Annotated in this window: 13 protein-coding genes; 10 read left to right on the plus strand and 3 right to left on the minus strand. The window is 65.6% G+C overall.

Features of this window, described 5'->3' with window-relative positions:
- Positions 1–104: 104 nt before the first annotated feature.
- Together glyS and ASD67_RS13370 are read right to left on the minus strand one after the other, a co-directional pair.
- A complete protein-coding gene (gene glyS / locus ASD67_RS13365) occupies positions 105–2,186 on the minus strand; it encodes a glycine--tRNA ligase subunit beta (protein WP_056348536.1) in 2,082 nt (693 codons plus the stop codon).
- Positions 2,183–3,106, minus strand: coding sequence for a glycine--tRNA ligase subunit alpha (locus ASD67_RS13370; RefSeq protein ID WP_056347967.1), 924 nt, complete (start codon positions 3,104–3,106; stop codon positions 2,183–2,185). Before ASD67_RS13370 ends, glyS begins: the two co-directional genes overlap by 4 nt.
- A 234-nt stretch (positions 3,107–3,340) precedes the next feature.
- On the opposite strand from ASD67_RS13370, the gene ASD67_RS13375 reads away from it, so the two are divergent.
- From ASD67_RS13375 to ASD67_RS13420, 10 genes are all read left to right on the plus strand, one after another.
- Positions 3,341–3,664 carry a UrcA family protein gene (locus ASD67_RS13375; protein WP_056347969.1) on the plus strand — a complete coding sequence of 108 codons (324 nt, stop codon included), beginning with the start codon at positions 3,341–3,343 and terminating at the stop codon, positions 3,662–3,664.
- Between the two features lie 220 nt (positions 3,665–3,884).
- Positions 3,885–4,097 carry a helix-turn-helix transcriptional regulator gene (locus tag ASD67_RS13380; RefSeq protein ID WP_056347971.1) on the plus strand — a complete coding sequence of 71 codons (213 nt, stop codon included), beginning with the start codon at positions 3,885–3,887 and terminating at the stop codon, positions 4,095–4,097.
- On the plus strand, positions 4,090–4,530 hold the full coding sequence (locus ASD67_RS13385) for a hypothetical protein (RefSeq protein WP_156377710.1): 441 nt from the start codon (positions 4,090–4,092) through the stop codon (positions 4,528–4,530). The genes ASD67_RS13380 and ASD67_RS13385 overlap by 8 nt, the downstream gene beginning before the upstream one ends.
- 64 nt (positions 4,531–4,594) lie before the next feature.
- On the plus strand, positions 4,595–5,551 hold the full coding sequence (locus ASD67_RS13390) for a TraB/GumN family protein (protein WP_056347975.1): 957 nt from the start codon (positions 4,595–4,597) through the stop codon (positions 5,549–5,551).
- Positions 5,548–6,453: a TraB/GumN family protein gene (locus ASD67_RS13395; protein WP_235535677.1), complete on the plus strand. Its 906-nt coding sequence runs from the start codon at positions 5,548–5,550 to the stop codon at positions 6,451–6,453. Before ASD67_RS13390 ends, ASD67_RS13395 begins: the two co-directional genes overlap by 4 nt.
- 110 nt (positions 6,454–6,563) lie before the next feature.
- The gene (locus ASD67_RS13400) at positions 6,564–7,190 is read left to right on the plus strand and encodes a 50S ribosomal protein L25/general stress protein Ctc (RefSeq protein WP_200938028.1); all 627 of its coding nucleotides are present in this window, start codon (positions 6,564–6,566) and stop codon (positions 7,188–7,190) included.
- A gap of 101 nt (positions 7,191–7,291) precedes the next feature.
- Positions 7,292–7,861: an aminoacyl-tRNA hydrolase gene (gene pth, locus ASD67_RS13405; protein ID WP_056347978.1), complete on the plus strand. Its 570-nt coding sequence runs from the start codon at positions 7,292–7,294 to the stop codon at positions 7,859–7,861.
- A gap of 6 nt (positions 7,862–7,867) precedes the next feature.
- Positions 7,868–8,377, plus strand: coding sequence for a topology modulation protein (locus tag ASD67_RS13410; RefSeq protein WP_056347980.1), 510 nt, complete (start codon positions 7,868–7,870; stop codon positions 8,375–8,377).
- Positions 8,378–8,436: 59 nt separating this feature from the next.
- Entirely contained in the window at positions 8,437–9,432 is a 996-nt protein-coding gene (locus ASD67_RS13415; RefSeq protein WP_056347982.1) for an SDR family oxidoreductase, read from the plus strand.
- A gap of 145 nt (positions 9,433–9,577) precedes the next feature.
- Entirely contained in the window at positions 9,578–11,443 is a 1,866-nt protein-coding gene (locus ASD67_RS13420) for a PhoX family protein (protein WP_056347983.1), read from the plus strand.
- A 53-nt stretch (positions 11,444–11,496) separates the two neighbouring features.
- Here ASD67_RS13420 and ASD67_RS13425 read toward each other — a convergent pair whose 3' ends face one another.
- Positions 11,497–12,159: a CAP domain-containing protein gene (locus ASD67_RS13425; protein ID WP_082545047.1), complete on the minus strand. Its 663-nt coding sequence runs from the start codon at positions 12,157–12,159 to the stop codon at positions 11,497–11,499.
- Positions 12,160–12,232: the final 73 nt, after the last annotated feature.

Here is a 12,232-nt window from a genome sequence, read left to right on the forward strand (position 1 = left end):
CTCAAATCCGTTCGCATCGAGCGAAGTCGAGATGCCCATCGGTCGTTCGTGCCTTCACGGTGTCTCGACTTCGCTCGACACGAACGGGATTTCCTATGCCGGCCCTAACCCTCGATCTTCGAGAAATCGGCAACGCCATGCACCGCGCCGGTAAAGCGCGACAGCAGGCCGAGGCGATAGGCGCGGACCGCTTCGTCGGGGTCGTTGACCATCACGCCGTCGAAAAAGGCATCGATCGGCGCGCGGAGTGATGCGAGCGCGGCCATCGCGTCGGTGAAGCGTTCGTCGGCCACCGCGGCGGAGGCGGCGGGCTCGGCGGTGTCGAGCGCGGCGAGCAGCGCGGCGTCGGCCTCGGTCGGCGGCGTCGCGGCGGCGGTGCCGCTCACCTCGCCCGCCTGCTTCAGGATATTCGCCGCGCGCTTGTAGCCCGCGAGCAGGTTCGTGCCGTCCTCGGTCGCCAAGAATGCTTGCAAGTCCCGGGCACGTGCTTCCGTCCGATCAAGCCGCGTGTCGTCTCGACTATTCCATTCACGCGAAGCCTGCACCACATCTGCCGGTACACCAGTTTCGCGCAATTGAACCGCCAGACGCTCCGTCAAAAAGTCCGGAATCGTTGTCAGGATTTTGCGATCAGCAATTTGCTTTTCGTTCAATGGAGCAACCGGATCACTTTGGCCAAGCCATTGCGTCGCTGCGGCGTCAGTCGACAGCTTCAATCCGTTTTGCAAAATCAGACGCAGTGAAGAAATGCCCGCACGCCTAAGAGCGAACGGGTCTTTCGACCCGGTCGGGAACATATCCTCACGAAAGAACCCGAACAGAGTATCCAGCTTGTCCGCCAGCGCCACAGCCACCGTCACCGGCGCCGTCGGGACATCATCGCCCTGCCCGACCGGCTTATAATGGTCGCGGATCGCGTTGGCGACGGCATCGGGCAGGCCTTCGGCGCGGGCGTAATAGCCGCCCATCAGGCCCTGCAGTTCCGGGAATTCGCCGACCATTTCGGTGACGAGGTCGGCCTTTGCCAGTTCGGCCGCCTGTCGCGCGAGCGCGGGATCGCAGTTCGGGACGATGCCTTCGCTCGCCAGCCATTCGGCGAGCTTTGCGACGCGCTCGACCTTGTCGGCGACGGTCCCCAGCTTTTCGTGGAAGGTGATGCGGTCCAGCTTCTTGGCGTGGTCTGCAAGGCTCGTCTTGCGGTCCTGATCCCAGAAGAAGCGCGCATCCGACAAACGCGCCGCGAGCACCTTGCGGTTCCCCGCGACGATCTCCGCCCCGCCGTCGACCGCGTCGATGTTTGCGGTGCAGACGAAGCCGTTGGCAAGCTTTCCGCCCGCGTCGTTCACGACGAAATATTTCTGGTTCACGCGCGCGGTGAGCTGGATGACCTCGGGCGGCACTTCGAGATACGCTTCGTCGAAGCGGCCGAGCAGCGGCACCGGCCATTCGGTGAGCCCGGCATTCTCGATCACCAGCCCCTCGTCCTCGACCAGCGTCAGCCCGGCGTCGGCAGCAGCCTTCGCCGCACCGGTGCGGACGATCGCCTGGCGCTCTTCATGGTCGACGATGACATGGCAGGCGCGCAGCTTTTCGGCATAGTCCGCCGCCGAGCCGATCGTGATCTCGCCGAGGCAGTGGAAGCGATGCCCGCGCGTAGCGAAACCCGCAGAAATCCCGCTAACTTCACACGGAATCAGCTCTTCGCCGAAGATCGCGACGATGCCCGACAGCGGGCGCACCCAGCGCAGGCTTTCGCTGCTCGCACTCGCCTTGCCCCAGCGCATCGATTTAGGCCAGGCGAAGGCACGGACGATGGCGGGGATCGCATCGGCGAGCACGTCGGCGGTCGCGCGGCCGGGCTTGTCGATCACAGCGAAATACACGCCGTCGCGGTCTTCGAGCTGGTCCTGCGTCAGGCCGGTCTTGCGCAGAAAGCCTTCGAGCGCCTGCGGCGGCGCGCTGCTGCGCGGACCCTTGAGTTCCTCGCTGACGGCGGCGGTCGCGTCGGGAAGGCCCTTTGCGATCAGCGCCAAGCGGCGCGGCGTCGACCAGACGGTAAGGTCGCCCGTTTCAAGGCCCGCGGCGGAGAGCTGCGCGCGGAACAGTTTTTCGAGTTCGGCGCGCGCGCCGGCCTGCATCCGCGCCGGGATTTCCTCGCTGCGCAGTTCGAGAAGAAAGTCGGTCACAGCGTCCACCCCGGATATTTTGCGGTCCAGTTTTCGGACTGGCTGTCGATCCACGCCTTGCAGCTGCCCTTGGCGAGGTCGCGGACGCGCGCCATGTAATTGGCGCGTTCCTGCACGCTGATCACGCCGCGCGCCTGCAAGAGGTTGAAGAGGTGGCTCGCCTCGATCGCCTGGTCATAGGCCGCGAGCGGGACATTCGCCGCGATCGCGCGTTTGCACTCTTCCTCGGCGGCCTTGAATCCCGCGAAGAGCGTGTCGGTATCGGCGACCTCGAAATTCCATTTCGAGAACTGCCGTTCGTTCTCGAGGAAGACGTCGCCATAGCTGACCACCGCGACGTCGCCGACCGCGTCGGAAAAGCGCAGGTCGTACACATTGTCGACATTCTGGATATACATGGCGAGGCGTTCGAGCCCGTAGGTGAGCTCGCCCGCGACGGGTTTGCAGTCGAAGCCGCCCATCTGCTGGAAATAGGTGAACTGGGTGACTTCCATCCCGTCGCACCAGACTTCCCAGCCCAGCCCCCAGGCGCCGAGCGTCGGCGATTCCCAATCATCCTCGACGAAGCGGATGTCGTGGAGCAGCGGGTCGATGCCGATCGCGGCGAGGCTGCCCAGATATTGATCCTGCAGGTCGGCGGGCGACGGCTTCAGGATCACCTGATACTGATAATAATGCTGGAGCCGGTTGGGGTTCTCGCCATAGCGGCCGTCAGTCGGGCGGCGGCTCGGCTGGACATAGGCGACGTTCCACGGCTCTGGACCAAGGCTGCGCAGCGTCGTCGCGGGGTGAAAGGTCCCCGCCCCCACGCGCATATCATAGGGCTGCAGGATCGCGCAGCCGCGCGCCGCCCAATAATTATGCAGCGTCAGGATCATGTCCTGAAAGCTGAGGGGGGCCTTTTCCGCCGCGTCGGCCATTTTTCGCCATCTTTCGCAGGTGCAACAATTGCCGCCGCCCTTGGCGCAGCGGGGCGCGAGGGTCAAGGCTCCGCGCCCTTCGAACCCTCGCGAAACAGCGCCCCTTGTCAGGCTCACAAAACTTTTTGTCAGGTGTTGTTGACATAGTCAGCGAATCGCGACATATAGTCAACAACACCTGACACAAAGACAGGTGGCCATGACCAAAACCTAGCAAGCCAAGGAGATATAGACATGATGACCCGCACCCTGATCCTCGCCCTCTCGCTCACCGTCGCCGGCGCCCCCGCGCTCGCCGCCGAGCAGCCCACCGCCGAAGTCCGCATCGCCGACCTCGACCTTTCCACCGCGCAGGGCCAGCAGCGCCTCGAAACGCGCGTGAAGAGCGCGGCACGCAGCCTTTGCAACAACGGCGCGCGCGGCGTCGCCGAAATGACCCGCCAGTCGCAATGCATTGCTGACGTCTTGGCCAGCGCCAAGCCGCAGGCCGACCGCGCCATCGCCCGCGCCGAAGGCGGCACGCAGCTCGCGCTGCTGATGGTTCGCGCCGCACGCTGATGACGGCGGCCGGTGTTTCGCGGTTTCGTTTCGACCGATGCTCCCCGGTGTCGGTCGGCGACCTGAGCTGGAGCGCCCGCCACGGCGCCGGCGCTCCAGTCTCTTGGCCCGAAACGCTCGCGCGCTCCATTGCCCGCAATTCGCAAATTGTCCTTGGCCGGGACCCTGCCGTCCTTCATGGCGGCGCGACCGGATCGAGGAACAGGCTGGCGAGGCTCCTATGAACAACAAACTCAAAGTGCTGCGCGCGATGCGCAACTGGAGCCAGGCCGAACTGGCCGACCGGCTCGACGTGTCGCGGCAGGCGGTGAATGCGATCGAAACGGGAAAATACGACCCGTCGCTGCCGCTCGCCTTCAAGCTCGCCCGGCTGTTCGACCTGCCGATCGAGGAAATTTTTGACGATGGTTCCGAAGGAAATGGCGATGACTGACACCGGAAAGACCACCAAGACCCGGCGTCCGATGTCGCCGCGGCGCAAGAAATACTGGCTGTCGCTCGGCGCCGCTGGCGTGATCGGCGGCATTATCGGCGGCTGGACCGTCGCCGACCAGCCGGCCGGGCGCAACGCGCTCGAAATGGCGAGCACCGGCTCGCTGAGCGAAAGCTTCGCGATCGGCGCCGCGCTGTTCTGGACGCTCGGCCTCGCGGTCTGCATGATCCTCTATCACCGCGCGATCGACGATCATGAGGAGCGCGCCTGGCTGTGGGCGGGGCTTGCGGGCTGGTACGCCTTCATCTTCCCCGCGCCGGTCTGGTGGGTCCTGCACCGCGCCGGGCTGGCACCGCCCGCCGACGCCATGCTGCTCTTCCTCCTGTCGATGGTCGTCAACGCGGTCGTTTACCTGTGGCTGAAGTTCCGCTGACGCTTTTCGCTCTCCCCTTTTTCCTGTCCGACGGCCAAAAGGCCCCATGAGAGGTTCGTTCCCCATGAAGAAATGGTTCAAGACGCTCGCCGCCACCTGCGCGGTCATTCCCTTCGCCCAATGCGCGATAATCCCGGGCGGCAGCGTCGCCCGCGCCGCCGAACCGGCCCCGGTCAGCGCCCCCGCCCCCGCTTCTCCCGCCGCGACGGTGGATGCCGATCCCGCGCTGTGGGTGGTCAAGGACGATGACACCACCATCTATCTCTTCGGGTCGGTCCATGTGCTGAAGCCCGGCCTCGGCTGGTTCGACGAGGCGGTGAAGGACGCGTTCGAAAAGTCCGACCAGCTGATCCTCGAAATGGTGATGCCAGAGGACCAGCGCGAGGTGGCGAAGGTGATGAAACCGCTCGCGATGGACACGACCGGCAAGACCATCCCGTCGCGCCTCAACGCCGAGGAACTCAAGGCCTATCAGGCGGCGATGACAAGCCTCGGGCTGCCCGCCAATGCCTTCGACAATTTCGAACCCTGGTTTCCTGCAATGACGCTGTCAGTCCTGCCACTGACCAAGCTTGGCTATGACCCCGAACAGGGCGCCGAAAAGAAGCTCACCGCTGCGGCGCAGGCTGCGGGCAAACCGATCGCGGGTTTCGAAACGCTCGAGGAACAGCTCGGCTTCTTCGACGCGCTGCCCGAAACGCAGCAAGTCGCCTTCCTCAACGCGACCGTCCGTGACCTCGACAAGCTGGGCCCGATGCTCGACAAGATGGTCGTGCTATGGGCCAAGGGCGACCCCAAGAAGCTCGCCGTGCTGATGAACGAGAGCATGGCCGGAACCCCTGAACTGGCGAAGGTCCTGCTCTACGACCGCAACGCGCGCTGGGCCGAACAGATCAAGGCACGTATGGCCCAGCCCGGAACCGTGTTCGTCGCGGTCGGGGCAGGACATCTTGCCGGGAAGAACAGCGTCCAGGATTATTTGAAGAAGCGCGGCCTGTCGGCAAAGCGGGTCAAATATTGACCCGCCGGGATAGTCTGTTCCGCCAACAGGGTCGCCGCTTTGCGGTCGCCCTGTTCGCGTGCCTGCTGGCAGCGTGCAGCCCGGCGCCGGAAGCCGAGGTGGCCAAACCCGCGATGTGGCTGGTCGCGGATGACGACACGCGCATCTTCCTGCTCGGCACGATGCACGCGCTGCCCGCGGGAACCGAATGGGACGGCGGCGAAGTCGGCAAGGCGATCGCATCCGCAGACGAACTGATCCTCGAACTGTCGCCCGACCAGCTCGCGGCGGTGGGGGCCGAATTCCAGCGACTCGCGCCGCGCGAGGCGCCGCTCGCGATGGACAAGCGCCTGCCCGCCCCGGCACTAGCCGCCTATCGCACGCTCGAGGCGAGCGGGGCGGGCCAGCCGTTCGGCGGCGACGCACTCGACGACTGGGCGGTGATGGTGATGATGGGCCAGCGCGTCGCGCAGAACGCCGCCTTGCTGCCGTCGAACGGCGTCGAAACCGGGCTGACCGTGCAATTCAAGGACGCGGGGAAACCGATCGGCGGATTGGAAAGCGCGCGCGCGCAGCTGATGATGTTCGAAACGCTCGATCCCGCTACGCAGCGGACCCTGCTCACCAAAGCCGCTGCCGGAGCCGGTGACGCGGTGCCGACGGTCGAGGCGCTGACCGCCGCCTGGGCGCGCGGCGACGTGAAAGCGCTGGAAGCGATGATCAACGAGGATGTCGACGCGGTACCCGCCGCGCGCGCCACGATCATCACCGACCGCAACCGGCGCTGGAGCCTGTGGGCGAAGCAGCGGATGGCGAAACCCGGAACACTGCTGGTCGCGGTCGGCGCCGGGCATCTTGTCGGCTCCGACAGCGTGCCCGCCTTGCTGGAGGCCGAGGGTTTTCGGGTGACGCGGGTGCAATAAGCACCGCAGCGCTTGCATTTCCGCCGGTTGGGCGCTAAGCGCCGCCGCTTCCGACCATGGTCATCCCTGGAGGCGTGGCGGAACTGTGTAATCTGTTTCGGAGAAAAATGATGAGCGACCAGCTGGTGCTGTCGGCCGAGACGCGTGATCGCGGAGGCAAGGGAGCCTCGCGTGAACTGCGTCGTAATGGCCGCGTCCCCGCCGTTGTCTATGGCGGCAAAGAAGAACCCCTGATGATCCACGTCGAAGAAAAGCTGCTGATGAAGCAGTTGATGACGGGTCACTTCATGAACTCGGTCGTGATGATCGAGGTCGATGGCAAGCAGGTTCGCACCCTGCCGAAGGACGTCGCTTTCCACCCGGTCAAGGATCGTCCGATCCACGCCGACTTCCTGCGCATCAGCAAGGATGCAAAGGTCAATGTCGCGGTTCCGGTCATCTTCGCCAATGAAGAAGCCTCGCCGGGCCTGAAGCGCGGCGGCGTGCTGAACATCGTGCGTCACGAGCTGGAGCTGGTGTGCGACGCGGCCAACATCCCCGACGACATCTCGATCGACGTCACCGGCTTCGACGTCGGCGATTCGATCCACATCAGCCACGTCAAGCTGCCCAAGGGCAGCGAAAGCGCGATCACCGACCGCGATTTCACCATTGCGACGATCGTTGCTCCGTCGGCACTCAAGTCGACCGGCGGCGACACGACCAAGGATGACGGCGAAACCGCCGAAGAAGCCTGAATCTGATCGGGCCGCCTCCCCTCTTGGAGGCGGCCCCTTCCGGCGCGGCGGCGGGGATGGCCCATAAATAGGGACTGTCCCTATTTATTGAGGAACGCGCCATGCAACTCTGGGTCGGCCTCGGCAATCCCGGGCCCCAATATGCGATGCACCGCCACAATGTCGGCTTCATGGCCGCCGACGTCATCGCCGACGTCCATGGCTTTCCCGCCCCGGCCAAGAAATTCCAGGGCTGGATTCAGGACGGCCGCATCGGACGGCACCGCATCCTGCTGCTGAAACCCGGCACCTTCATGAACGAAAGCGGCCGCAGCGTGCGCGCCGCGCTCGATTTCTATAAATTGACGCCGCAGGACGTCACCGTCTTTTACGACGAACTCGACCTCGCGCCGATGAAGATCAAGATCAAGCAGGGCGGCGGCGCGGCGGGCCACAACGGTATCCGCAGCATGATCCAGCATATCGGCGACGATTTCCGCCGCGTGCGCATCGGCATCGGCCATCCGGGACACAAGGACCGCGTCACCGGCCATGTGCTGGGCAATTATCACAAGAGCGAGATGGAGCCGCTGGTCGACCTGCTCGGCGCGATCGCGGCCGAAGCACCGTGGCTGGCGGATGGCAACGACGCGCGCTTTGTGAGCGATATCGCGCTGCGATTGCAGAACTGAATCCCCGTGGAGCGGGTGCTGGTCATCGGCCCCTGCGGCGCCGGGAAATCGACGCTGTCAACCGACCTCGCCCGGCGGCTGAGCCTGCCGGTGCATCATCTCGACCGGCTCCACTGGCATCCGGGCTGGGTCGAGGGCGACAAGGACGAACTGATCGAAAAACTCGCCGCGATCACCGCCGGCGAGCGCTGGCTGATCGACGGCAATTACGGGGGCACGATGGCGCAGCGGCTCAAGCGCGCCGACACCGTGGTCTATCTCGATTTTCCGATCGGGCTCTGCTTCTGGCGCGCACTGAAACGAATCTGGACATGGCGCGGCCGATCGCGCCCCGACATGACCGAGGGCTGTCCCGAGCGTTTCGACCTCGCATTCCTCGCCTATATCCTGCGCTGGAACTTAGGCCCCCGTCCCCGGACCGAAGCGGCGCTCGAAGGATTCGCGGGCGAACTGATCCGGCTCAAAAATCCGCAGGCCTTACGGCACTGGCTGACGAAGTTGCCCGAGCGTCGTTGACAGCAATTTGGCGCGCGCACCGCTTTGATGCATGATGGCGCCCCGAAAGGAGCCTCCTCATGCCCCACTCCGCATCCCCCAATCGCCGCCAGTTGCTCGCCGGTGCCGCCGCGCTGACCGCCGCCGTGCCCGGCCTGTTGCGTGCCGCCGAACCGCTGGCGCCCGATGCGCTGAAGGGCCGCACCGTGCTGATCACCGGCGCGTCGAGCGGGTTCGGGCGGATCGGGGCGCTGCTCTACGCGAAACATGGTGCGAAGGTGATCGCGACGATGCGCAACACCCCGCGACCGGAAGCCGACAGCCTGATCGCGGAGGCGGAGAAGGACAAGCTCGACCTTCATATCGTCGAGATCGACGTCACCGACGATGCATCGGTCGCCAGCGGCACCGCCGCGGCGCTGAAGATCGCGGGCGGACGCATCGATACGCTGGTCAACAATGCCGGCATCGGCATCACCGGGCCGGTCGAGGTGCAGGATATGGAGGCGACGCGCCTCATCTTCGAAACCAATGTGCTGGGCATCCAGCGCATGCTGCGCGCGTTGTTGCCGCAGATGCGAGCGGCGAAGGGCGGGCAGATCTTCAACATATCGTCGCAGCTCGGTCGCGTCATCGTGCCCGGCGGCGGCCATTATTCGGCGACCAAATTCGCGGTCGAAGCCTTGTCCGAACAGCTCGCCTATGAGTTGGTGCCGCACGGCATCGAGGTGACGATCATCCAGCCCGGCGGTTATCCGACCAGGGTATGGGTCAACCGCAACATCTATACCGGCGCGCTGAAGGGCCGCAGCGATGCTGACCTGCTCGCAGCTTACGAACCCTTCACACGCGGCATGGGGACCGAGGACGGCAGCGGGCGCAGCGCCGACCCCGCCGACGTGCCGCGCGCGATCGCCGAGATCATGGCGATGCCCGCCGGCACCCGCCCGCTGCGCCGCGCGGTGCATCCGGGCGGCAAGCCGCAGGAGGCGATCAACAAGGTCTCGGTCGAGGTCCAGCTAGCGTGGCTGGGCGGCGGCCAGCTTGGCCCGCTGGTCCGCGCGGTGCACGACTGACGGGGCCGGTTGTCACATCGGTGTCATGCAAGTCATGCCGGCCTGACATGTTCAAGCAACAACGCTGACACCTCCCCCTGCCATCGGGAGCCACCTCATCGGAGCGATCCAGCTCCGGGGCTCAACCGAACAACAGGGGTACTGCATGTCACATCTTACCGACGAAGCCCGCGCGCCGTATCGCCGCGCGACCGCCGATTTCGACGGCCCGAACAGCCTGGAAGCGATCGTCGCCGCCAACCCGTCGCGCCGCTCGCTGCTCGTCAACGGCCTGTTCGGCCTGTCGGTGCTGCCGGCGCTCGCGGCGTGCAACACCGATGGCGATCCGGTCGTGACGTTGCCGCCGACGCCCACCCCGACCCCCACGCCGACCCCGACGCCGCCGAGCTTCGCGGTGAATTTCACCTCGGTCGCCGCGAACCGCAACGACACGGTCACCGTGCCGGCGGGCTACACCGTCGACGTACTGCTGAAGGCGGGCGATTCGGTCGAGACCGGAACCCCCTATTCGGGCAGCTTCCCCGCCAGCCCCGCGGTCGCCGAGAAATGGGCCGGCGGCAACCATGACGGCATGGAATATTTCGCCTTTCCGGGCGTCGATGCGAACAACCGCGGCCTGCTGGCGCTGAACTTCGAATATCCCGATTTCAACATCCTGATGGCGGGCAACTACGACCCGGCGACCGCCAGCGCCGACCAGAAGGCGATCGCCCTGTCGGCGGTCGGCATCGGCGTCGTCGAGATTTCGAAGGGCAGCGACGGCAAATGGTCGGTGCAGGCGGGATCGACCTATAACCGCCGTTACACCGGCAACAGCGCCTATCGCGCCGGTGGCCCCGCCGCGGGCCTGCTGTCGGGCAGCATCAAGGGCATGCTCAACAATTGCGCCAGCGGCCGCACCCCGTGGGACACGTACCTCACCTGCGAGGAAACCACCGACAATTATCTCGACCCGACCAAGCCCGCCAACGACTATGGCTGGGTGGTCGAGATCGATCCGCTGCGCGAACTGGCGGCGCCGACCAAGCGCACCGCGATGGGCCGCTTCAGCCACGAGAACGTCGCCTTCATGGCGAATACTGATCGCCGCGTAGCCTTCTATATGGGCGACGATTCGACCCCCGGGTGCATATACAAATTCATCCCCGACCGGGCCTATAGCGCCACCAACCGCGCCGCGAACACCGACCTGCTCGATTACGGCACGCTCTATGTCGCGCGCTTCAACGGTGACGGCACGGGTGAATGGCGCGCGCTGGTCGTAGGCCAGAACGGCCTGACCGCGGGCGCATCGGACCCCGGCAATGTTAGCCAGAGCACGACGCCGCCGGCGCCGACGATCGTCAACTTCAACAACCAGGCCGATGTGCTGATCAACTGCCAATCGGCGGCGCGCGTCGCCGGCGGCACCGTGATGGATCGTCCGGAGTGGATCACGGTCGCCCCCGACAATAAGGCGGTGTTCGTCACGCTGACCAACAACAGCAGCCGCCGCGTCACCGACCCCGCCAACCCGCGCGTTACCAACCGCCACGGCCATATCCTGAAGTTCCGCGAGGAAGGCGATTCGCCGCTGGCGACCAAGTTCAGCTGGGAAATCTTCCTGCTGGCGGGCGACCCGGCCTGGGCGTCGGGCGGGTCTAACCTGACGGGCAATATCAACGGCGACACCTTCTCCAGCCCCGACGGGATCCGCATCGACCCCCAAGGCCGCCTGTGGGTGCAGACCGACCATAGCGTCCCCGGCACCTCGGGCGCATCGGGCGTCAGCATCGAGGACACGGTCGGACAGAACGCGATGTTCTACCTCGACCAGGCGACGAAGCAGTCGAAACGCTTCCTCGTCGGCCCGGTCGGCTGCGAGATCACCGGTCTCGCCTATACGCCCGACCTTCGTACCTTCTTCGTCAACATCCAGCATCCGACGGGCAACTGGCCGGTTTCGGGCCAGCAGCCGCGCTCGTCGACGATCGTCGTGCGCCGGACCGACAACCAGCCGGTCGGCAACTGAGCCGCGCCGTCCGGTAACGACGGGGCCAGCCTCTCGGCGAGAGGCTGGCCCCTCTATTTTTCGGCTTTCTCCGGCCGCTGCACCACCGGCAGGCCGTCGGCGGTGCGCGCCATCAGGATCACGCACATCGTGCGATGAACCTTGTGCGTGCCGCACGCCACCCCGGCATAGCGATGGCTCTCACGCAGCAAGCTGAGTCGATGGCCCCGGTCGGGCACGCCGTCGTCGATCAGCAACTGCTGGACGACCGAGGCCGGACCGTGATGGCCATAGGTAATCACCTCGTTGACATAGGGTCCGCCGCCGCGCGCCCTGACGCGCTCACCCGGACCGCGCCCGTTCGTCTCGTGGCCGACTGCGCCCGAGCGTGACTGCATCGCGACATGGTCGGCGGCGGCACGCGCGAGAAGCGGGCTGTACCGGAGACGGGAGAGCGGCCTGGCGGGGCGCAGGTCGCGGATCGCCTCGTCGACCGCCGCCACACCCTCGCTGGTCATGATATCGATCTCGCTGCCGCCCTCGCCGACGAGCAGCTTGCCCTCGAAACGCGGGCGATAGGCGCGGAGCACCGCCGCATAGCCCGAAGGATCACCGCGAAAGCGGTTGAGTTCGGCAAGCACGCCGGTTTCGAAACGGCTCGTCGCCGCGCCGACCCCGGCCACACTCGTCGCCGCGATCACCGTAACCGCCGCCCATCGGATCGCTATTCTCATCATCGGCGCGATAAGGGCTCAAGACTGAACCTGCCGCAACCGCTTTCGCATCGGCGGCAAAGGCTGGTGTCGGCGG

Source organism: Sphingopyxis sp. Root1497 (genome assembly GCF_001427085.1).
GTDB lineage: Bacteria > Pseudomonadota > Alphaproteobacteria > Sphingomonadales > Sphingomonadaceae > Sphingopyxis.